Below are 22359 nucleotides of genomic sequence, written 5' to 3'. Positions count from 1 at the left end.
CAGAGTCCGGGGTGGCGACATGGCGAAGAAGGCCGATCTTAAGAATGGGGCAGTCCCCGCCAAGGCGAAGCCGTCGCCGAAAGGCGTGGCAGCCGACAGACGAACGATCCGGACGCCGCTGACCCAGGACCCGCACGCCGTTCGCGACATCCGCGAAAAAGTGCTGGAAGTCGCGATCGGTCGCGAGGTGCGGGCATTCCGCAAAAAGCTCGGCATCACCGTCGCCGATCTGGCGGTCGCCACCGACATTTCGCTTGGCATGCTGTCGAAGATCGAGAACGGCATCACCTCGCCGTCACTGACCACCTTGCAGGCGCTGTCGCGGGCGCTCGGCGTTCCCGTCACCGCCTTCTTCCGCCGCTTCGAGGAGGAGCGCAGCGCCGTCTTCGTCAAGGCCGGCGAAGGGCTCGATGTCGAGCGCCGCGGCACACGCGCCGGCCACCAGTACAATTTGCTCGGCCATATCGGCTCGAACACCAGCGGTGTCGTCGTCGAACCCTATCTGATCACGCTGACCGAGGATTCCGACGTGTTTCCGACCTTCCAGCACGAGGGCATGGAGTTCCTCTATATGCTCGAAGGCGAGGTGGTTTACCGGCACGGCAGCAATCTCTACCCGATGAAGCCCGGCGACAGCCTATTCTTCGACGCCGACGCGCCGCATGGCCCGGAAGTGCTGACGCAACTGCCGATGCGCTATCTCTCGATCATCTGCTATCCGCAGAGCAGCGCGGGCTGAGAGCGGGACGCAAGCAGACCCCTCACCCGGATTGCCAACCGAATTGCAAAGGGCAATTCGGGGCAATCCGACCTCTCCCGAGGGGAGAGGAGGTCGCAAACGCCGGCGCCAGCCTCTTCTCCCCAGCGGGGAGAAGGTGGCCCGAAGGGCCGGATGAGAGGGACTCGCTTCAATCAGACCCAAAGCCCGGGCTCGTCGGGCTGCCATCATCCAGCTTCGATAACCACTCGACCAGCGTCGGGCGATAGCGCGTCAGACCCTTGTAGTTGGCGAGTTCGTCGGGAAGGTCGCGGATGACGCGGTGCAGGCGCCGTGCCCATTTCGGCTGCGTCACCAGCTCGTCCATCTTGATCAGATAGCAGCGGATCGGGAAGACGATCGCATTCGAGCGCGGCAGCCGCCAGAAGCTCTGCAGCTCGACGCGCAGATGGACCTTGTCGCCGACGTTTTCGGGCGTCACCGTGGTCCGGTCCGGGCCCCATTTGTGGTAATTTTCCGGGCTGGTGTCGAGGCGCGGATTGATCGTCATCGTCCAGTTCAGCCGGCGTGCGGGTTTGCCCTGCTGGATGTTGGTGAGGAATTTTAGCGCCCGGACGAATATGCCCTTCTCATGCGCCAGCGGCACCGGCGCGTGCCATTCGAAGAAGTTCATGCCGATGTCGAAATCGAGCGACCAGTCGGCCTGGGTGGTGACCATGCCGGCATCCATCCACAGATTGCCGTCGCGCTGGTCGAGGATGCAGAAATCGCCTTGGCTCTGGCGCGTGATGTACTCCATCGGCCCATAAGGCAGCGTCGAGACGTCGCCGAAGGTGAAACTGTCGTCGATGCCGAGCGGCCGGTTGATCCAGCGCCAGCGGTCGCTGTCGCGCGTCAGCGTGAAATGCTCGGGATAGCCCAGCGCCTGCTGTTCCATCAAAAGCTCGAGCAGATCCCAGCCGGCCAGCGTCATGTGCGGCAGCGACTGACATCGCAGCGGGTCTTCGGTAAGCACCAGCGCGCGGTCCTGCATTTCGGCGACGTAGTGCTCGTCGACGTCGATCAGGTTCTTCAGCACGCTGCCCTTCGGCCCGACGACATGCGGCTCGATGTTGACCGCATACATGTAGCTGTCTTCGTGGAACGGAAACGGGAACCGCCTGATGTGCTCCGGACTATTCCCAAAGGTGAAGTCGTCGCGGAACGTTTCCTTGCGAAAGGTAATGCCCAAGCTCGCCTCCTATCTTTCCAGCACCAGAGACCTGCCTTCGAAGCGCGACACGCAGGGCATGATCTTGCGGCCGCAACGGTGGTCTTCCTCGCTCAGCCAGTGGTCGTTGTGGATGAATTTGCCGTCATGCGAAATGACGTTGGTCTCGCATTGGCCGCAGACGCCGCCGCGGCAGAGATAGGGCGGGTCGACGCCGGCCGCCTCGATCGCCTCGAGCAGGCTCTGCTGCTCGTCGACGCGGATCGTCCTGCCGCTGACAGCCAGCGTCACGTCGAAGGGCGCGCCGGGCTGCGGTGCCGCGAAATGCTCGAAATGGACGGTTTCCGTCGGCCAGCCCAAGGCAGCGGCACGGTCGCGAACCCAGCCGATCATGCCCGACGGCCCACAGACATAGAGATGGGTGCCGAGCGGCTGCGACGACAGCAGCCGGTCGAGCTCGATGCGTTCGTCGCGGTCGTCGTGATAGAGCCTGATCCGGCGGTCGTAGCGCTCTCTCAGCAGATCGGCATAGGTGCCGAGCGAGGCTGTGCGGCAAGTGTAGTGCAATTCGAAATTGCCGCCCTCCGCCGCCAGCTGCGCGGTTTGCGCCATGAACGGGGTGATGCCGATGCCGCCGGCCAGCATCAGGTGCTTTCTGGCGCGCAGATCGAGCGAGAACAGATTGACCGGGTAGCTGACCACCATTTCCATGCCCGGCCTGACATGCCTGTGCATGAACAGCGAGCCGCCGCGGCCGGCGTCGTCGCGGCGCACCGAGATGGTGTATTCGCGGGTGTCGAGCGGCGAGCCCATCAGCGAATAGGGATTGAGCCTTGTCCGCTCGCCGTCGCGCATCTCGACAACGACATGGGCGCCGCCGGAAAAGGTCGGCAAAAGCTGGCCGTCGCGCCGGCGGAAATGGAAGCGCGTCACTAGCTCGTTGACCGGAACGACATCGCTGACCACGACGTCGAGCTTGGTGGTGCCGGTGCTCATCGAAAGACCTCCTCGATCGGAGGAATTTCGCTGCGGTCCTCGGCATTGATGCAGACGCCCTGGAAAGCGGCAAGGCGCCGCGAATAGTGATCGCGCACCAGAAGCAAGAGGCCGCAGTGCGAACAGGTCGCCGGCTGCGTCGTCACGTTCTCGGTGATGCCCTTGCAATGGACGCACTGCATGCGGCGCGCCAGCGAGCCGCGATGCTCGGTCTGGATCGAGGTGTGGTCGATGCCGGCTTCGAGCGCCGCCTGCATGGCCTGGCCGATCAGCCCCTCGGTGCCGGCGAGATAGAGCCTGAGGCCCATATGCGCGTTGGCCAGCGTCTGCTTCAGCCGCGGCAGGGCGCTGGCAAAGGAATGGCCGACGTAGAACTGCGCCGGCTTCAATGCTTCGAGCGCATCGGCATATTTGCCATCGCGGCCGGGAATGAAGATGATGTGGGCGCCGCCGAAAAAATCCGCTTGTGCCTTGGCGGCCAGGTCGGCAATCGCCAGCGCGCCCTCAGCATCCGCTACGAAAAGATGATGCTTGCCGGGCTGCGGAGACAGGGTTCCATAGACCGGCCGGCTGATGATGCTTTTCGCTGCCATACGCCCAGTATGCCTCAGCCTTTCGCCGTGCGCTTGGTCTTCTTCGGATCGTCGAACGGAAGCGGCTCGGCGGTTGCGCTGATGGCGCCGCTCTTGTTGCGGATCTCGAGCCTGGTGCCCTGGACCGCGCAGTCGACGTCGAGCCGGGCGATGCCCATCGATTTTTTGACCAGCGGCGAATACATGGCGCAGGTCACCACGCCGACTTGTCTGCCGTCGCGATAGACCGGCGCGCCCTCGTCGGCCGGCTCCTTGCCTTCGAGCAGCACGCCGAAGATCTTGAAGCGCTCCTTGCCCTTGAGGCGATAATGCTCCTCGGCGCCGCGAAATCCTGTCTTGCCCGGGCTGACAGTGAAGTCGAGGCCGAGCTCCCACAGCGTGTCGCCGGGGCCCTCGTTTTCGAACGGGTATTTCTGTGAATTGTCGTAGGGGTAGAACAGGAGGTAGCTCTCGACGCGCAGCATGTCGAGCGTGGTGAAGCGGCACGGGATGATGCCGGCGCTCTTGCCCTCGTCGAGGATCCTGTCCCAGATCGTGCCGGCGTCCTGGCCGCGGCAGAAAATCTCGTAGCCGCGCTCGCCGGTATAGCCGGTGCGCGAGATCATCACCGGAAAGCCGAACAGCTGCGTCTGCATGTGGTGGAAATAGTTGAGGTCGCGAATGCCGGGCACATGCTTTGCCAGATAATCGACGGCGGTCGGGCCTTGCAGCGAAAGGTCGTGCAGATTGTCGTCGAAACGCAGCGAGACATCGCGGCCCTTGGCGGCGCGCTGCAGCTCTTCATGGCCGGTGCCCGAACCATGCACCACCATCCAGGAATTCGGGCCGGTGCGGTATAGGATGCAGTCGTCGGTGAACTTGCCCGCCTCATTCAGCATGCAGGCATAGGCCGACTTGCCGGGATAGATCTTTTCGACGTCGCGCGTCGTCGCCAGGTCGATCAGGTGCGAGGCGTGCGGCCCGGTGATGTGCACCTTCTTCAGGCCGGATACGTCCATCAGCCCGGCCTTGGTGCGGATGGCGATATACTCCTCGTCGGCGTCCTTGTCGTAGGTCCAGGCGGTGCCCATGCCGCTCCAGTCTTCGAGCTTCGAGCCGAGCGCGCGATGGCGGTCCGCAAGGGCCGAAAATCTCCAGGATGCCGTCATCCGCTGGTTCTCCGTTCGAAAAAAGTTTTTGCTTTCCCCTGCTCCCTGCACAGTGGCGGGAGCGTTGCCTGAATATTGATCGCAAACGCCGGGAGCCTGCAATACCCGTAAGCAAATAATTTCATTGTCAGGCAAAATCCGGCGGTCAAACAAACGGTTAACGTTGCGTAAAATCGTCTTGACAATTGCGGAATTCGGACGGAACTTATGAAAAAAATTTCACTCTCTTGAAAGAGAGCGATCGAGGGGAAAACGATGTCCGACATGCAGCAGCGCATTGAAGCACTGTACCGTTCCGACCTTCGTGGATCGGTGCTCCTGATCGTCTGCCTGTGGGCGACGATCCTCTTCGTCCTCTTCATGACATGGCCATACATCCCCGACGCTGGCATCAAGTTCGTCGTCGCGGTCGCCGCTGCCGCCGTGCTGATCTTCAACACGGCCGCGATCCTGGCGATGGTCAACCACTACAAGGAAGACAAGGAGTTCATCTACGGCCTCGACATCAAGCATGCCGACGCCTACCGCAACCGCAAGTCCTGAGGGGGAGACGCATGGCCCGCTACACACCGCCGGAACAGAGCAAAGCCGGCCAGGTTTTCGATATCGCCGTCGTCGTTGTCGCGATTTTCGTCGCGCTGTGGCTGCCGCTCAAGCTGGGCCTCGCAGGGGCGGCAAAATCCATCGACGCGCTCGATGCCAAGACGTGGGAAGCGCTTGGACAGAACCCGACCATGGCCTCGATCTGGGAAAAGCTCGGCTACATGCCGGAAACCGCGCATGACATCATCCAGAACCGCTTCCACTACATCATCGACTGGCCGACGCTGATCATCATGGCCGCGGTGCTGATCGGCTATTTCATCTTTCTGTTCCGCGCATCGGACCGTGAATACCGCGACGTCATCAACGAAAAATTCGACGACAAATAAATCGGGGAAGCATCGTCATGTGGGTGGCACTCTCTTACGCATGCTGGGGCATCTCGATCGTGCTCGCGCTGTGGATGCTCTACGACTGGTTCAAGATCGACACGACCTATTCCGAAGAGATGCTGACCTCGTCCAGGGAAGGCGAACTTGAAGCTGTGTCCGAAAAACACCGGATCTGAGTGGGGGATTGAACGATGACGGTCACGCTTGAACCGGCAGTGCATGGCGACAGGGTGTCGCTGCTCAGGGTGCTCGGCCCGGCCCATGTCTGGGCGCTCGGCGTCGGCATCGTTCTGGTCGGCGAATTCACCGGCTGGAACTTCTCCGCCGACAAGGGCGGCGCGCTCGCCGCACTGGTGGTCTGCTGGATCGTCGGCCTGCTCTACACCTCCGTCGCCATGATCGATTCCGAGGTCACCTCAACGGTCGCCGCCGCCGGCGGCCAATATGCGCAGGCCAAGCACATCGTCGGGCCGCTGATGGCCTTCAACGTCGCGCTGTTCCTGGTCTTTGCCTATACCATGCTCGAAGTCTCCGACGCGATATTGCTCGGCCAAACAATCGTCGCCAAGGCCGGCGTCGAAGGGATGAGCTACAACTCCTTCATCGCCGCCACCATCGTCGTGCTGGCATGGCTCAACTATCGCGGCGTTCTGATGACGCTCAACGTCAATTTCGTCATCACCGCCATTGCCTATGTCTCCATCGTCATCCTGTTCTTTTCGGTGAGCCCGTGGACGCAAGGCGCCGTGCTGAAGCTCAACGACCTAGTCACCCCCGGCAATGCGCTGCCCTATGGCTGGATCGGCGTCATCGCCGCCTTCCAGTTCGGCATCTGGTACTATCTCGGCATCGAGGGCACCACGCAGGCCGCCGAGGAAGTGCGCTCGCCGGCGCGCTCGCTGCCCTATGGCACGATGGCCGGCATGATCACGCTTTTGATCGCCGCCGCCATGACCTGGTATGTCTGCGCCTCGCTGATGCCATGGGAATATCTCGGCGTCACCCCGTACCCGCTCTGGGACGCGGGAAAGCTGACCGGCAGCCCGTTGCTGGAGAACCTGCTGTTCGTCGCGACGCTGCTTGCGGCACTTGCTTCCGCCAATGGCTGCATCAACGACGCCGCGCGCGCCTGGTTCTCGCTCGGCCGCGACCGCTATTTGCCGACCTGGTTCTCGGCGGTGCATCCGAAATACCGCACGCCCTATCGCTCGATCCTGTTCCTGCTGCCGATCGCGCTTGCCTTCGCCTTCATCGCCGACCTCAACCAGGCGATCACCTTCTCCATCCTGTCGGGCGTGCTGCAATACACTTTCATGAGCATCAACATCATCATGTTCAGGAAGAAGTGGCCGCTCGGCTCGATCCGCCGCGGCTACACCCATCCCTTCCATCCGCTGCCGGCCATCGTTTTGTTCTGCCTGTGCGTGGTCACCTTCTTTGCGATCTTCCTCGGCTTCGGCTCGCAGCTGATCGCCATGGTCGCCTTCTACTTCCTGATCTCGCTGTGGTTCCACTTCTACCGCTACAGATTCGTGCGTCGTGGTGCCCAGTTCACCATGCCGTGGCCGAAACCGCAGGGTTACTGACAGGAGGAGTCGCCCTGTCTGGGCGGGCATTTGCGTGACGAGGTGCGTTAGGTGATCTCAGTATTGCTCGCCGGGGCGGCTGCCCTGGCTCTCGGCCTGAACCTCGCCCGGCTTGCGCGCGTCAACCGCACCAAGGCTTCGACCGCGCTTGCCGCAGACGAAGCCGGCCTCCGTGCCGTCATTCCCGACGTGGCCAACGTCTCGGACGGCACCGTCGGCGTCGTTACTTTTGCCGGCTCGTGGAACGGCCGGCGGGTGCAGGTTCGGACCATCGTCGACACGCTGGCGACAAGGAAGCTTCCGGCACGCTGGCTGAGCGTTTCGATCACCGAAAGAGTGGTGGTGCCAGGCACTTGCGACATGATGATGCGGCCCGGCTCGCCGACGACCTTTTCCAACTTCGATCATCTCGACCATACGCTGCCGAAGGCGGCTGGATTTCCGGCCGAGGCGGTGCTGCGGACCGACCGCATGGGCATGCGCTTCCCCCAAGCCATCATCGCCGAACACCTCGATATCTTCGCCGAGGGGCGCGCCAAGGAACTGCTGATCACGCCGAACGGCGTGCGCATCGTCTGGCTGCTGGCCGAGGCCGAGCGGGCGCGCTATGGCGTGTTCCGGCAAGCCGAATTTGGCGACGTCAAGCTCGATCCGGCGCTGATCGAGAGGCTGCTGTCATCGGCGTCGGCGCTGCGCGATGCCATCAATCAAAGGGAAGGGCAGGCGGCATGACCAGCCAGAGCACCACCTCCCCCGCACCACCGAGCCCCTATCTGGTTCTCGGCGCCGCGATCGTTTTGCCGGCAAGCGGACATGTCGTGCTCGGCGTACCGGTGCGCGGCCTGCAGTTCCTGTTCTTCATGGTGATCCTGGCCTGGGTCACCGCCAAGATCGCGCCGCCCGATGCCAGCTTCATCGGCCGCCATGCCGGCGGCGTCCTGATCTATGCCCTGTCGATCCTGGACGCCTACAAAATCGCCCGCATCCGCCACGCCAAATGGGTTCACAATGGCGGTGAGCGCAGCGATAGTGCGGCCAGCGGCGCCTCAACCGATATATAACGACAGGAAAATTTTTTTCATACCAATTGAATTCCCGGGACTCATTCGATACATCTCCAAGGGAACAAATCTCGGGAGCCTGACATGTGCGGAATCGTCGGACTTTTTTTGAAGGACAAGTCGCTCGAGCCCCAGCTTGGCGCGATGCTGTCGGAGATGCTGATCTCGCTCAGCGATCGCGGTCCCGACAGCGCCGGCATCGCCATCTATGGCGCGCCATCGGGCATTGAAGCCAAGATCACCATCCAATCGGCCAGACCGGAGCGCGATTTCCGCGGCCTCGACGCCGAACTCGCCAAGGCGATCGGCGCGCCGGTGAGCTTGGCTGCGAAGTCGACGCATGCGGTGGTCAGGACGACGCCTGCCAAGATCGACGAAGCGCGCGAGGCGATCAAGGCGCTGCGCCCCGACATCCGCATCATGGGTGCCGGCGACGTCGTCGAAATCTACAAGGAAGTCGGCTTGCCGGAAGCCGTCGTCGATCGTTTCGGCGTCCGCGAGATGACCGGCACGCACGGCATCGGCCATACCCGAATGGCGACCGAATCGGCGGTGACGACGATGGGCGCGCATCCGTTCTCGACCGGCGCCGACCAGTGCCTGGTGCACAATGGCTCACTGTCCAACCACAACAATGTCCGCCGCGGGCTGATCCGCGAAGGCATGACATTCGAGACCGAGAACGACACCGAAGTTGCGGCCGCCTATCTCTCCTCGCAGATGGCGCATGGCAAAAACCTCAGCGAGGCGCTGGAAGGCACGCTGAGCGACCTCGACGGCTTCTTCACCTTCGTCGTCGGCACCAAGAACGGCTTCGGCGTGGTGCGCGATCCGATCGCCTGCAAGCCCGCCGTGATGGCCGAAACCGACCAGTATGTCGCCTTCGGCTCGGAATATCGTGCGCTCACCAAACTGCCCGGCATAGACAATGCGAGGGTTTGGGAACCCGAGCCCGCAACCGTCTATTTCTGGGAGCATTGAGCTTATGCCGGCAATCAACGCCTTCAATGCGGGCAACGTCTCCAAGGCCGCGCGCGAGCCGGGCCACAATCAGGCATCGAAGGTCTTCGACTTGGCCGAAATGTCGCTGCGCGAACTCAACCAGGCGCTGCACAATCTGACCACCGGTTCGAACGAGACCGCCTGGGAGGTACTTCACCCGCGAGGCAGCCATTCGGTCGCCGTCGGCGTCGACCAGCCGGTCGCCATCGATGTCCGCGGCAGCGTCGGCTATTATTGCGGCGGCATGAACGACGGCAGCACCATCACGGTGCATGGCTCGGCCGGGCCCGGCGTCGGCGAAAACATGATGTCCGGCCAGATCGTCGTCAAAGGCGATGCCAGCCAGTATGCCGGCGCCACCGGCCGGGGCGGGTTGCTGGTCATCGAAGGCAATGCATCGTCGCGCTGCGGCATCTCGATGAAAGGCATCGACATCGTCGTCCATGGCAATATCGGCCACATGTCGGCCTTCATGGCGCAATCCGGCAATTTGGTGGTGCTGGGCGATGCCGGCGATGCGCTCGGCGATTCCATCTACGAGGCGCGGCTCTTCGTGCGCGGCAAGGTCGAAAGCCTCGGCGCCGACTGCATCGCCAAGGAGATGCGGCCCGAACACCTGGAATTGCTGCAGCGCCTGCTCGACCGCGCCGGCGTGACCGGCGTCAAGGCGGCGGAGTTCAAGCGTTATGGCGCGGCGCGCACGCTTTACAATTTCAATATCGACAACGCCGACGCGTATTGAGGCTCAATGACCTATCGCAACCCGCCGACGACGCCGCGCAAGTCCGCGACCTTCGACGACTACACGCTTTCCGAGATCCGCCGCGCCGCGGCGACCGGCATCTATGACATCCGCGGTGCGGGCGCCAAGCGCAAGCTGCCGCATTTCGACGACCTTTTGTTCCTCGGCGCCTCGATCTCGCGCTATCCGCTCGAAGGCTATCGCGAGCGCTGCGACACCAGCGTCGTGCTCGGTTCGCGTCATGCGAAAAAGCCGATCGAGCTGAAAATCCCGATCACCATTGCCGGCATGAGCTTTGGCTCGCTGTCCGGGCCGGCCAAGGAAGCGCTCGGCCGCGGCGCGACGCTGTCGGGCACCTCGACCACCACCGGCGACGGCGGCATGACCGAGGAAGAGCGCGGCCATTCGAAAACACTAGTCTATCAGTATCTGCCGTCGCGCTACGGCATGAACCCGCGCGATCTGCGCCGGGCCGACGCGATCGAAGTGGTCGTCGGCCAAGGTGCGAAACCAGGCGGCGGCGGCATGCTGCTCGGCCAGAAGATCTCCGACCGGGTCGCCGAAATGCGCACGCTGCCGAAAGGCATCGACCAACGCTCCGCATCGCGCCACCCGGACTGGACCGGGCCTGACGATCTCGAGATCAAGATCCTGGAGCTACGTGAAATCACCGACTGGGAAAAGCCGATTTACGTCAAGGTCGGCGGCGCGCGGCCCTATTACGACACCGCCCTTGCGGTGAAGGCGGGCGCCGACGTCGTCGTCGTCGACGGCATGCAGGGCGGAACCGCGGCAACCCAGGAAGTATTCATCGAAAATGTCGGCCAGCCGACGCTTGCCTGCATCAGGCCGGCGGTGCAGGCGCTGCAGGATCTCGGCATGCACCGCAAGGTGCAGCTGATCGTTTCCGGCGGCATCCGCAACGGCGCCGACGTCGCCAAGGCGCTGGCGCTTGGTGTCGACGCGGTGTCGATCGGCACGGCAGCGCTTGTCGCGCTCGGCGACAACGATCCGCGCTGGGAAGCGGAATACAACGAGCTCGGCACCACGGCCGGCGCCTATGACGACTGGCATGAGGGACGCGATCCGGCCGGCATCACCACGCAAGATCCCGAACTAATGAAACGGGTCGATCCGATTGCGGCCGGCCGACGGCTGGCGAATTATCTTAAGGTGATGACACTGGAGGCGCAAACGATTGCCCGGGCCTGCGGCAAGAACAGCCTGCACAATCTCGAGCCCGAGGATCTCGTGGCCTTGACGATCGAAGCCGCCGCCATGGCCGGCGTGCCGCTGGCCGGCACCAACTGGATACCGGGCAAGAACGGCTTCTGATAACCACCTGACAGCACAATTAAGCGAGGAACTATAATGGGGAACGATCTCGCCGCCTTCGCCAAGGAGAAGGGCGTCAAATATTTCATGATATCCTACACCGACCTGTTCGGTGGGCAACGCGCCAAGCTGGTGCCGGCCCAGGCGATCGCCGACATGCAGCGGGACGGTGCCGGCTTTGCCGGTTTTGCCACCTGGCTCGACCTGACGCCGGCGCATCCCGACATGCTGGCGGTGCCGGATCCGGCCTCGGTGATCCAGTTGCCGTGGAAGCCCGAAGTCGCCTGGGTCGCCGCCAACTGCATCATGGACGACAAATCGGTCGAGCAGGCGCCGCGCAACACGCTGAAGCGGCTGATCGCCGAGGCCGCCGGCGACGGCATGCACATCAAGACCGGCGTCGAGGCGGAATTCTTCCTGATCTCGCCGGACGGCAAGACGATTTCCGACGAATACGACACCGCTTCGAAGCCCTGCTACGACCAGCAGGCGGTGATGCGCCGCTACGACGTCATCGCCGAGATCTGCGACCACATGCTGGCGCTCGGCTGGGGCGCCTACCAGAACGACCATGAGGACGCCAACGGCCAGTTCGAGATGAACTGGGCTTTCGACGATGCGCTGGCGACCGCCGACAAGCATTCCTTCTTCAAATTCATGGTGAAGTCCGTTGCCGAAAAGCACGGCCTGCGCGCAACCTTCATGCCGAAGCCGTTCCAGGGCCTGACCGGCAATGGCTGCCATGCCCACATCTCGGTGTGGGACAGAGACGGCAAGACCAATGTCTTTGCCGACAATGCGATGGAACTCGGCCTGTCGGCTAAGGGCAGGAATTTCCTCGGCGGCATCATGAAGCATGCCTCGGCGCTTGCCGCGATCACCAACCCGACGGTGAATTCCTACAAGCGCATCAACGCACCGCGCACCATATCGGGCGCGACCTGGGCGCCCAACTCGGTGACCTGGACCGGCAACAACCGCACCCATATGGTTCGCGTGCCCGGCCCCGGCCGTTTCGAGCTGCGCCTGCCCGACGGCGCGGCAAACCCGTATCTGCTGCAGGCCGTGATCATTGCTGCCGGCCTCGACGGCATCCGCTCGAAGGCCGATCCCGGCAGGCGCTACGACATCGACATGTATCAGTTCGGGCACACGGTCGAAGGCGCGCCGAAGCTGCCGCTCAACCTGCTCGATGCGTTGCGCGAGTTCGACAACGACAAATCGCTCAAGACGGCGCTGGGTGAGGAATTCTCGTCGGCTTATCTAAAGCTCAAGCACCAGGAATGGAATTCCTATGCTTCCCACTTCACCCAGTGGGAGCGCGACCACACGCTCGACATCTGATCCGGAATTGTTGCACGCCCGGCGCGAAACAGGTTCATGAAATACTCGATCTTCTCCCTCGCCCGGGCGGCATTTTCCGGCCACAAGAACTGGCAGCGCACCTGGCGCGACGCCAGCCCGAAGAGCCACTACGACGTGGTGATCATCGGCGGCGGCGGCCATGGCCTGGCGACGGCATGGTTCCTCGCCAGCGAATACGGCATCAGGAATGTCGCCGTGCTGGAAAAGGGCTGGATCGGCTCCGGCAATGCCGGCCGCAACACCACCATCATCCGCTCCAATTACGGGCTGCCCGGCAATACCGGCTTCTACGAGCTGTCGATGAAGCTGTGGGAGCGGATGGAGCAGGACCTCAACTACAACACCATGGTCAGCCAGCGCGGCGTCATCAACCTCTACCATTCGGACGCGCAGCGCGACGCCTATGCGCGGCGCGGCAACACGATGCGCATCAACGGCATCGACGCCGAGCTGCTCGACCTCGCCGCCGTCAGGAAGATGATGCCGTTCCTGAACTTCGACAATGCACGTTTTCCCGTACAGGGTGGCCTGCTGCAGCGGCGCGGCGGCACGGCGCGGCACGATGCTGTGGTCTGGGGCTATGCGCATGCGGCGAGTGCGCTCGGCGTCGACATCATCCAGAACTGCGAGGTGACCGGCTTTGTCCGCGACGCCAACGGCAAGGTGACCGGGGTCGAGACATCGCGCGGCAAGATCGGTGCCGCCAAGGTCGGCATGGCCGTCGCCGGCAGTTCTTCGCGCGTCGCGGCGATGGCCGGCATGCGGCTGCCGATTGAAAGTCATGTGCTGCAGGCTTTCGTCTCGGAGGCGATCAAGCCGCTGATCCCCAATGTCATGACCTTCGGCGCCGGGCATTTCTACGTCAGCCAGTCCGACAAGGGCGGGCTGGTGTTCGGCGGCGATATAGACGGCTACAATTCCTATGCCCAACGCGGCAATCTGCCTGTGATGGAGGACGTTTGCGAGGGCGGCATGGCGCTGATGCCGATGATCGGCCGCGTGCGGCTGTTGCGCCAGTGGGGCGGCATCATGGACATGTCGATGGATGGCTCGCCGATCATCGACAAGACGCCGGTGGACGGGCTCTATCTCAACGCCGGCTGGTGCTATGGCGGCTTCAAGGCGACGCCCGGCTCCGGCCTGGTCTTTGCCCATCTCCTGGCGCGCGACGAGCAGCACAAGGAGGCGGCACGCTTCCGCCTCGACCGCTTCCGGGTGGGCGCGATGATCGACGAAAAGGGCCAGGGCGCCCAACCGAACCTGCATTGAAGGCTGGCTGAACAGCATGCGTATAGTCTGTCCCTTCTGCGGCGAACGCGAACTCGGCGAGTTCACCTATCTCGGCGACGCCAAGCCGGTGCGCCCGGCGGCGGACGCCTCGGAGGGCGAGGTCTTCGACTATGTCTATCTGCGCGACAATGTCCCCGGCCCGATGAGCGAATACTGGTATCATGGCGGCGGCTGCCGGGCCTGGCTGAAGGTCGACCGCAACACGCTGACGCATGAGATTTCCTCGGTCGAGCCGGCTGCCGGAGTTGGTGCTGCCAAGGTTGGCGCCTGATGGTTGGCTCCGCGCAGACACACCGGCTGGAGAGCGGCGGTATCATCGATCGCGCCGCGCCGCTGAGCTTCCGCTTCGACGGCAAGAGCTTTGCCGGCTTCCAGGGCGACACGCTGGCCTCGGCGCTGATCGCCAATGGCGTCAAGCTGGTCGGTCGCTCGTTCAAATACCATCGGCCGCGCGGCATCCTGACCGCTGGTTCGGAGGAACCCAATGCGCTGGTCGAACTGCGCACGGGGGCGCGGCGCGAGCCCAACACCAAGGCGACCACGGCCGAGCTTTATGACGGGCTCGAAGCCGCCAGCCAGAACCGCTGGCCGTCGCTGCGCCACGATTTGATGGCGGTCAACCAGCTGTTTGCGCCGATCTTCGTCGCCGGCTTCTACTACAAGACCTTCATGTGGCCGGCGAAATTCTGGGAAGCGGTCTACGAGCCGGCGATCCGCCGAGCCGCCGGTCTCGGCCGCGCCGCCGGCGTCGCCGATCCCGACCATTACGACAAGGCGTGGGCGCATTGCGACGTGCTGATCGCCGGCTCCGGCCCGGCCGGGCTTGCGGCGGCATTGGCGGCCGGGCGCAGCGGCGCCCGTGTCATCCTGTGCGAGGAGGATTTTGTGGCCGGCGGCCGGCTGCTGTCGGATGGCGGCACCATCGACGGCATGCCGTCAGCCGAATGGATTTCCCGCACGCTGACCGAACTCGCAGCACTCCCCGATGTCCGCATCATGAACCGCACGACATTGTTCGGCGTCTATGATGGCGGCACCTATGGCGCGATCGAGCGGGTCAACGACCACCTGCCCTCGCCGCCCGAGCACCAGGTGCGCCAACGCCTGTGGCGGATCGTGGCCAGGCGCTGCGTCGTTGCCGCCGGCGCCATCGAGCGGCCGATCGTGTTTGCCGGCAACGACACGCCCGGCGTGATGATGGCTTCGGCGATGCGGACCTATGTCACGCGCTACGCGGCAACGCCGGCAAAGAGGATCGCGCTGTTCACCAACAATGCGGATGGCTGGCGCATGGTCGAGACCGCGCTTGGCGCCGGATTGCGGATCGCGGCCGTGGTCGATGCGCGCCCGGACGTCTCCGCCGCGCATCGCGCGCTCGCCGCCAAGGCTGGCTTTCCGGTGCTCAGCGGCTCGGTCAACGGGGTCGAAGGCGGCAAGGACGGCGTCCGGAAAATCGCGATCTCGCTGACCGGCGGCGCACGGGCGGAAGTCGAAGCCGACGGGCTTGCCGTCTCCGGCGGCTGGAATCCGGCGGTCGGGCTGACCTCCTACCATCGCGGCCGGCCGAAATGGCAGGACGACATCGCAGCCTTCGTCCCGGACGATGCGCCTCCGGGCATGATGGCCGCAGGCGCCGCCAACGGCGCCTTCGGGCTGGGCGACTGCCTGCGCCAGGGCTTTGCCGCAGGAGCGGCGGCAGCACAGAGTGCCGGGCGCAGCGGCAATGCCGGCACGCCGCCGGTCGCCGACGATGAGGTTTTTTCGCTGACGCCGCTCTGGCATGTCGCCGGCAAGGGCAAGGCCTTTGTCGACTACCAGCACGATGTCACGGCGTCCGACATCGAACTGGCGCAGCGCGAGGGTTTCGAATCGGTCGAGCATCTCAAGCGCTACACGACGCTCGGCATGGCCACCGACCAGGGCAAGACCTCGAACGTCGCCGGCCTCGCCATCATGGCGGCTGTGTCAGGCAAATCCATTCCCGAGACCGGCACGACGATCTACCGGCCGCCCTATGTGCCGGTCGCCATCGGCGCCTTCGCCGGCCATCATCGTGACGAGAACTTCCACGCGACAAGGCTGACGCCGTCGCACCACTGGGCAGCCGAACAGGGCGCGGTGTTCGTCGACACCGGGCTGTGGAAGCGCGCGCAATGGTATCCGCGCGCCGGCGAAAAGGACTGGCTGGAATCGGTCACCCGCGAGGTCAGGGCGGTGCGCTCCGGCGTCGGCTTCTGCGACGTCTCAACGCTCGGCAAGATCGACGTGCATGGCCCGGATGCCGGCGCTTTCCTCGACCGCGTCTACATCAACACCTTTTCCAATCTTGCCGTCGGCAAAGCCCGCTACGGGCTGATGTTGCGCGAGGACGGCATCGTCTATGACGACGGCACCACATCGCGACTGGCCGAGGACCATTATTTCCTGACCACCACCACCGCCAAGGCCGGGCTGGTGATGCAGCATCTCGAATGCTGCCGGCAGGTGCTGTTTCCTGAACTCGACGTGCAGCTGACATCCGTCTCCGACCAGTGGGCGCAATTCTCGATCGCTGGGCCAAGGACCCGGGACCTGCTTCGGGAAATCGTCGATCCGGCCGAGGACCTGTCGAACGAAGGCTTCCCGTTCATGGGGGCGCGGGAAGTCGCGCTGCGCGGCGGCGTCAGGGCGCGGCTGTTCCGCATCTCGTTCTCCGGCGAGATGGCGTTCGAGATTTCGGTTCCCGCCCGCTATGGCGAGGCGCTGGTGCGCAATCTGATGCTGGCCGGCAAACAATTCGGCGTGACGCCCTACGGCACCGAGGCGCTCGGTGTCATGCGCATCGAAAAGGGCCATGTCGCCGGGCCGGAACTGAACGGCACGACGACCGCCGCCGACCTTGGCCTCGGCAAGATGATGTCGACCAAGAAACATTTCATCGGCCGCGTCATGGCCGGACGCGAGGCGCTGGTCGCCCCGGACCGGCAGGTCGTCGTCGGCATCAAGCCGGTCGACAAGACGCACCGCCTGCGTTCCGGCGCGCATATCATTCCTAAAGGCGAGACGCCCGGTCCCGACAACGACCAGGGCTATGTCACCTCGGTCTGTTTTTCGCCGGCGCTCGATCAGTGGATCGGGCTCGCGCTTGTCGAGCGCGGCCGCGAGCGCATCGGCGAAATCGTCCATGCGCATGATCCGCTGCGCGGCGAAGACTACGACGTCGAGCTGTGCAGCCCGGTCTTCTATGATCCGGATGGAGGGCGCCAGCGTGGCTGAGTTCTCCTGGATTGCCCGCAGCCCGCTGGAGAAAGCGCTTGTCGTCGGCGCCTATGGCGCGCGCGGCACCGAGGCCGGCGTTTCGCTGACAGAAATCCGCAATTTCGACCTGATCCAAATGATGGCACGGCGCGGCAAAGCGGCCGACCTGGCAAAGGCTGCCCAGGCCCGGTTCGGCGTTGCCGCTCCGGATGCGCCCAAGACGATCAGCGCTTCGGACGTGACGCTCATCTGGTCGGGACCGGATCAGTTCCTCGCTCTGTCGAAGGGCGGCAAGCACGCGATGGAGCCGTTGAGCCAGGCGTTGTCGCAATTCGCCTCGCTGTCGGACCAGTCGCATGCGCGCGTCCTGATCACCATCTCGGGAGAAAAGGCGCACGCCATGCTGGCAAAATTGTCGTCGATCGACCTGCACCCGGCGGCGTTTCCGGTGGGCGCCGCAGCGGCGACATCGATCGACCACACCAGCGTCAATCTCTGGCGCGGCAATGACCAGCCGGATGGACAGGCGGTGTTCAATCTTCTGGTGTTCGCGACCTTTGCCGAAAGCCTGTGGCACACGATGCTCGATGCGGCTGCCGAATACGGCGTGGAGATCGCGCATTCGGAGGAATTGGCGTAGCGTTTGTTCGCGCCAGGGAGAGCCGTTCTGCACCTTCACCTTGCCAAAACACGCCGTCCCAGCCTATTCTTGGCGCTAAAATAATTTCACGTACAGGCAAACTTGTTTCTCGAAACCAGGTTGAGATGAGCCAGTCGCCCTACCCTGCCGTTGCAGCCGGACCGCCCCGGCCGAGCCTAATCCTGCGGCCCGGCCAGATCGCGCTGCCGGCCGGGATGGAGCGCTATTCCGTCCAAGGCAATGGCGCGGTGCTCATCGAGATCGAGGCCGGCGATACGATCAGCGTGCGCAATGTCGAGGGCGGCCAGGCTTGCGAGCTGCTGGCGTGGGACGGCACCGGGATCACCGATCCCGCTATTTTCGGTGAAAAGTCGAACAGCAATGCCGCCGGCATCAAAGCCTTGCTGGCCGAAGGTGACGACGGCCTCGCAGCACTGCGCCGGGGGCTCGAGCGGCGTCAGGTACAGCTAGATCAGGCAAAGGCGGTCCGCGTCTTCGGCGGCTCCACCCCTGCCGGCACCGAACAAAGCTTTGCCGTCGCCCGCGACGGGTCGATGCTCATTGCCGCCCCGGGTGGGCCGATGCTGGTCGATGGCCACGATACGGCGACGCCGCTCAGCGTCGTCGTCCGCCGCGCGACGATCCGGCCGGCGGCGAAGTCGCGGCTTGCCGACCCGCTGGCCGATCCGGTACTCGACCTCCGCGTCCATTCGGCGACGGCCGAAGCCTATTTCGTCAAAGCCGGCGACTATCTGCAGATCATCGATGTCGACGGGCGCCAATGCACCGACTTCCAGTGTTTTTCGGCACGCAAGCTCGACAACGGGCGCGATCATCCGCTCGACGTGACGACGACGCGCACGCTGATGGGCTCGAGTTACCCGATGCCCGGCCTGCACTCGAAATATTACGACCAGGACATGGAGCCGCTTGTCGAGGTGGTGCAGGACACTTGCGGCCGCCACGATGCCTTCGCGCTCGCCTGCGCGGCCAAATATTACGACGACATCGGTTATCCCGGCCATCCCAACTGCTCGGAAAATTTCAACCGCGCGCTGGCCGACAAGGGTGTCACCCCTCGCGCCGGCTGGATGGCGATCAACTTCTTCTTCAATACGGCGATAGACGCGCATGGCGTGATGGTCTCCGACGAGCCATGGTCGCGGCCGGGCGATTATGTTTTGCTGCGTGCCTTGACCGACATCGTCTGCGTCTCGTCCGCCTGTCCCGACGACACGACGCCGGCCAATGGCTGGAATCCGACCGACATTCATGTGCGGACCTATTCCGGCCAGCACAAATTCTCGCGAGCGATCGCCAGACGCATGACGCCCGATTCGGAACCGAAAATGACCCGCGAGACCGCCTTTCATTCGAGCTTTGCCAAGCACACCCGCAACTTCGTCGAGTACAGGGGCTATTGGCTGGCCAACTCCTTCGCCAAGGAGGGCCCGATCGACGAATACTGGGCCTGCCGGCAGGACGCCGTGATCATGGATCTGTCGCCGCTGCGCAAATTCGAGGTCACCGGCCCGGATTCCGAAGCGCTGCTGCAATACACGCTGACCCGCGACGTCAAGAAGCTCGGCGTCGGCCAGGTGGTCTATTCCGCCATGTGCTACGAGCATGGCGGGATGATCGACGACGGCACGCTGCTTCGGCTCGGCAAGGACAATTTCCGCTGGGTCGGCGGCGACGATCTGTCTGGCGAATGGTTGCGCGAGACAGCGACAAAACTTGGCCTCAACGTGCTGGTGCGCTCGTCGACCGACCAGATGCACAATGTCGCCGTGCAGGGACCGAAAAGCCGCGACATCCTGAGGGAGATTATCTGGACCTCGCCGCTGCAGCCGTCGATCGACGAGCTCGAATGGTTCCGCTTCGCCGTGGCGCGCATCGGCGGCGGCAACGGCATTCCGGTCGTGGTCTCGCGCACCGGCTATACCGGCGAGCTCGGCTACGAGATCTGGTGCCATCCGCGCGACGCCGAAAAGGTCTTCGACGCGATCTGGCAGGCCGGCCAGCCGCATGGCTTGAAGCCGATGGGGCTGCAGGCGCTCGACATGGTGCGCATCGAGGCCGGGCTGATCTTTGCCGGCTACGAGTTCTCGGACCAGACCGATCCGTTCGAGGCCGGCATCGGCTTCACCGTGCCGCTGAAGACCAAGAGCGACGATTTCATCGGCCGCGAGGCGATGATCCGGCGCAAGGAGAGCCCGCAGAAGAAACTGGTCGGCCTCGACATCGACGCCAATGTCGCCGTCGGCCACGGCGATTGCGTGCATGTCGGCCGCACCCAGATCGGCGTGGTCACCTCGGGCATGCGCTCGCCGGTGCTGAACAAGAATATCGCGCTGGCCAGGCTCGACGTCGTGCATTCGGCGATCGGCACCGAGGTCGAAATCGGCAAGCTCGACGGCCACAGCAAGCGGCTGCCGGCGCGCGTCGTCGCCTTCGCCCATTACGACCCGCAAAAGACCAGGCCACGCTCCTGATCGACAGCCCTTCGAGAGGTTGCGTCCGGCCGCGCCGGCAATGCCAGCCGGCGGCTGTTCGTCATGCTCTTCACAGCAATGTGCACAGCGTCACAAAACGCTTGACGTGAAAGCGTGCCGGATCAATCTTCACTGCTAAGAAAAAAATGCGACTGAGTGGAAACACCAACGGTCGTCTGTTGCATGCGTCGGTGCCGAAGTCTCGCCAAGTCGCGGCCATCGCCGATGGGGAACATCAAAAAAGGGGAAAGCCAAACACATGAGCACGATAGTCACTGCCCTGGTGCCGCCTGCCGAAGGGCAACTGCACCGGAATATCGATTGGCGCGGCGCCTTCTGGGTGGCAAGCGGCGTTCCGGCCCTTGTCCTGTTTTCGATCGGCGGCATCGCCGGCACCACCGGAACGCTGGCGTTCCTGATCTGGACCACCTCCATGATCATGGGCTTCCTGCAGTCCTTTACCTATGCGGAAATCGCCGGGCTGTTCCCGAACAAATCCGGCGGCGCCTCGATCTACGGCGCCACCGCATGGCTGCGCTATTCGAAATTCATCGCGCCGCTTTCGGTGTGGTGCAACTGGTTCGCCTGGTCGCCGGTGCTGTCGCTCGGCTGCTCGATCGCCGCCGCCTATATCCTCAACGCGCTGGCGCCGGTACCGCTGTTCACCGACACTTCGCCGGAGGTCGCCGCCTATATCGCGGCCCATGCCGGAACGAGCGCCGCCGACGCCATCACCGCGGTCACCGCGGCGGCCACGCCGGCGATCCGCAACTGGACGCTCTACGGTCACACGCTTGGCCCGGTTTCCTTCACCTTCAACGCCACCTTCTTCATCGGCGCGGTGCTGATGCTGATCATCTTCTCGATCCAGCATCGTGGCATTCTGGGCACCGCCAATGTGCAGAAATATATCGGCCTGCTGGTCATCATCCCGATGCTGATCGTCGGCGTGGTGCCGATCGTCACCGGCCAGATCAACTGGGCAAACTTTTCGCCGCTGGTGCCGCTCGCGGCAGCCTATGCGCCGGAGCCCGGCTCGTGGAACATCGCCGGCTGGACGCTGGTGCTCGGCGGCATGTTCATCGCGGCTTGGTCGACCTACGGCTTCGAGACCGCCGTATGCTACACCTCCGAGTTCAAGAACCCGGGCACCGACACGTTCAAGGCGATCTTCTACTCCGGCCTCTTGTGCATGCTGCTGTTCATCCTGGTGCCGTTCACCTTCCAGGGCGTGCTCGGCTTGAACGGCATGCTGGCGACGCCGATCGTCGACGGCTCCGGTGTTGCCGATGCACTGGCCGGCATGGTCGGCGGCGGACAGCTGATCCACAGCCTGCTGGTGATGCTGATGATCCTGGCGCTGGTGCTCTGCATCATGACGGCGATGGCCGGCTCCTCGCGCACGCTCTATCAGGGTTCGGTCGACGGCTGGCTGCCGCGCTATCTCAGCCACGTCAACGAGCATGGCGCGCCGACGCGGGCGATGTGGACGGACCTGATCTTCAACCTGATCGTGCTGGCCATCGCCTCGGCCGATGCGACGAGCTTCTTCTTCATCCTCGCCGTGTCGAATTGCGGCTATATCATCTTCAACTTCCTCAACCTCAACGCCGGCTGGATCCACCGCATCGACAACGGCCATATCGCGCGGCCATGGAAGGCGCCGAGCTGGCTGCTCGGCCTCGGCGCGATCTTTGCCTATGTCAATGCGATCTTCATGGGCGCAGGCGCCAAGGTCTGGAACCCGATGGCATTGTGGGCCGGGCTGATCACGGCTGCCCTGATCATCCCGGTGTTCTGCTTCCGGCATTACATCCAGGACAAGGGCAAATTCCCCGACCACATGCTGGCCGATCTCGGCATGAACTCGTCGGACCTCGCGGTGCGAAAGGCGGGCATGCTGCCCTATCTGACGCTGGTCGCCGGCGTCGCGGTGATGCTGCTCGCCAACTGGCTGTTCGTCATCTGACGTCCGCCTCCAGGGATCGGGCGCGCGAGGCGCGCTC

Annotated in this window: 21 protein-coding genes; 17 read left to right on the top strand and 4 right to left on the bottom strand. The window is 63.8% G+C overall.

Annotation, left to right across the window (positions count from 1 at the left end):
* Positions 1 to 19 precede the first annotated feature (19 nt).
* Positions 20 to 739, top strand: a complete 720-nt coding sequence (locus tag NKI85_RS07785) for a helix-turn-helix domain-containing protein (protein WP_352527758.1) — start codon at positions 20 to 22, stop codon at positions 737 to 739.
* Positions 740 to 908: 169 nt separating this feature from the next.
* Here the strand turns inward: NKI85_RS07785 and NKI85_RS07780 are convergent, their stop codons facing one another.
* The 4 genes from NKI85_RS07780 to NKI85_RS07765 are packed head-to-tail and all read right to left on the bottom strand — an operon-like array spanning position 909 to position 4665.
* Complete coding sequence (locus tag NKI85_RS07780) at positions 909 to 1949, bottom strand: heme-dependent oxidative N-demethylase family protein (protein ID WP_352527760.1); 1041 nt, start codon at positions 1947 to 1949, stop codon at positions 909 to 911.
* A gap of 9 nt (positions 1950 to 1958) precedes the next feature.
* A complete protein-coding gene (locus NKI85_RS07775; protein ID WP_352527762.1) occupies positions 1959 to 2924 on the bottom strand; it encodes a PDR/VanB family oxidoreductase in 966 nt (321 codons plus the stop codon).
* Positions 2921 to 3517: a dimethylamine monooxygenase subunit DmmA family protein gene (locus tag NKI85_RS07770; RefSeq protein WP_352527764.1), complete on the bottom strand. Its 597-nt coding sequence runs from the start codon at positions 3515 to 3517 to the stop codon at positions 2921 to 2923. Before NKI85_RS07770 ends, NKI85_RS07775 begins: the two co-directional genes overlap by 4 nt.
* A gap of 14 nt (positions 3518 to 3531) precedes the next feature.
* Positions 3532 to 4665, bottom strand: coding sequence for an aminomethyl transferase family protein (locus tag NKI85_RS07765; protein ID WP_352527766.1), 1134 nt, complete (start codon positions 4663 to 4665; stop codon positions 3532 to 3534).
* Positions 4666 to 4920: 255 nt separating this feature from the next.
* On the opposite strand from NKI85_RS07765, the gene NKI85_RS07760 reads away from it, so the two are divergent.
* From NKI85_RS07760 to NKI85_RS07685, 16 genes are all read left to right on the top strand, one after another.
* The gene (locus NKI85_RS07760; protein WP_352527768.1) at positions 4921 to 5208 is read left to right on the top strand and encodes a hypothetical protein; all 288 of its coding nucleotides are present in this window, start codon (positions 4921 to 4923) and stop codon (positions 5206 to 5208) included.
* 11 nt (positions 5209 to 5219) lie between these two features.
* Entirely contained in the window at positions 5220 to 5597 is a 378-nt protein-coding gene (locus NKI85_RS07755) for a hypothetical protein (RefSeq protein WP_352527770.1), read from the top strand.
* A gap of 17 nt (positions 5598 to 5614) precedes the next feature.
* A complete protein-coding gene (locus NKI85_RS07750; protein WP_023673991.1) occupies positions 5615 to 5776 on the top strand; it encodes a hypothetical protein in 162 nt (53 codons plus the stop codon).
* A gap of 15 nt (positions 5777 to 5791) precedes the next feature.
* Positions 5792 to 7186: an APC family permease gene (locus NKI85_RS07745; protein WP_352527772.1), complete on the top strand. Its 1395-nt coding sequence runs from the start codon at positions 5792 to 5794 to the stop codon at positions 7184 to 7186.
* A gap of 51 nt (positions 7187 to 7237) precedes the next feature.
* On the top strand, positions 7238 to 7918 hold the full coding sequence (locus tag NKI85_RS07740; protein ID WP_352527774.1) for a hypothetical protein: 681 nt from the start codon (positions 7238 to 7240) through the stop codon (positions 7916 to 7918).
* Positions 7915 to 8247, top strand: a complete 333-nt coding sequence (locus tag NKI85_RS07735) for a hypothetical protein (RefSeq protein ID WP_352527776.1) — start codon at positions 7915 to 7917, stop codon at positions 8245 to 8247. Before NKI85_RS07740 ends, NKI85_RS07735 begins: the two co-directional genes overlap by 4 nt.
* Positions 8248 to 8331: 84 nt before the next feature.
* On the top strand, positions 8332 to 9228 hold the full coding sequence (locus tag NKI85_RS07730) for a class II glutamine amidotransferase (protein WP_352527778.1): 897 nt from the start codon (positions 8332 to 8334) through the stop codon (positions 9226 to 9228).
* A 100-nt stretch (positions 9229 to 9328) separates the two neighbouring features.
* Positions 9329 to 9991, top strand: coding sequence for a GltB/FmdC/FwdC-like GXGXG domain-containing protein (locus NKI85_RS07725; RefSeq protein WP_352527799.1), 663 nt, complete (start codon positions 9329 to 9331; stop codon positions 9989 to 9991).
* 6 nt (positions 9992 to 9997) lie between these two features.
* Entirely contained in the window at positions 9998 to 11326 is a 1329-nt protein-coding gene (locus NKI85_RS07720) for an FMN-binding glutamate synthase family protein (protein ID WP_258603849.1), read from the top strand.
* A 36-nt stretch (positions 11327 to 11362) separates the two neighbouring features.
* A complete protein-coding gene (gene glnT / locus NKI85_RS07715; protein ID WP_352527780.1) occupies positions 11363 to 12670 on the top strand; it encodes a type III glutamate--ammonia ligase in 1308 nt (435 codons plus the stop codon).
* A gap of 36 nt (positions 12671 to 12706) precedes the next feature.
* Positions 12707 to 13960 carry a sarcosine oxidase subunit beta family protein gene (locus tag NKI85_RS07710; RefSeq protein WP_352527782.1) on the top strand — a complete coding sequence of 418 codons (1254 nt, stop codon included), beginning with the start codon at positions 12707 to 12709 and terminating at the stop codon, positions 13958 to 13960.
* A gap of 16 nt (positions 13961 to 13976) precedes the next feature.
* Complete coding sequence (locus NKI85_RS07705) at positions 13977 to 14252, top strand: sarcosine oxidase subunit delta (protein ID WP_352527784.1); 276 nt, start codon at positions 13977 to 13979, stop codon at positions 14250 to 14252.
* Positions 14252 to 17236, top strand: coding sequence for a sarcosine oxidase subunit alpha (locus NKI85_RS07700; RefSeq protein WP_352776491.1), 2985 nt, complete (start codon positions 14252 to 14254; stop codon positions 17234 to 17236). The genes NKI85_RS07705 and NKI85_RS07700 overlap by 1 nt, the downstream gene beginning before the upstream one ends.
* Entirely contained in the window at positions 17229 to 17858 is a 630-nt protein-coding gene (locus tag NKI85_RS07695; RefSeq protein ID WP_352776490.1) for a sarcosine oxidase subunit gamma, read from the top strand. Before NKI85_RS07700 ends, NKI85_RS07695 begins: the two co-directional genes overlap by 8 nt.
* Positions 17859 to 17983: 125 nt before the next feature.
* Positions 17984 to 20353, top strand: coding sequence for a trimethylamine N-oxide demethylase (locus NKI85_RS07690; protein WP_352776489.1), 2370 nt, complete (start codon positions 17984 to 17986; stop codon positions 20351 to 20353).
* 259 nt (positions 20354 to 20612) lie between these two features.
* Positions 20613 to 22322, top strand: a complete 1710-nt coding sequence (locus tag NKI85_RS07685) for a trimethylamine N-oxide permease (protein ID WP_352527792.1) — start codon at positions 20613 to 20615, stop codon at positions 22320 to 22322.
* Positions 22323 to 22359 lie beyond the last annotated feature (37 nt).

The sequence above is a fragment of the Mesorhizobium sp. M0571 genome, from assembly GCF_040320985.1.
Classification (GTDB): domain Bacteria; phylum Pseudomonadota; class Alphaproteobacteria; order Rhizobiales; family Rhizobiaceae; genus Mesorhizobium.
This window is presented reverse-complemented; position numbering and strand designations above follow the sequence as displayed.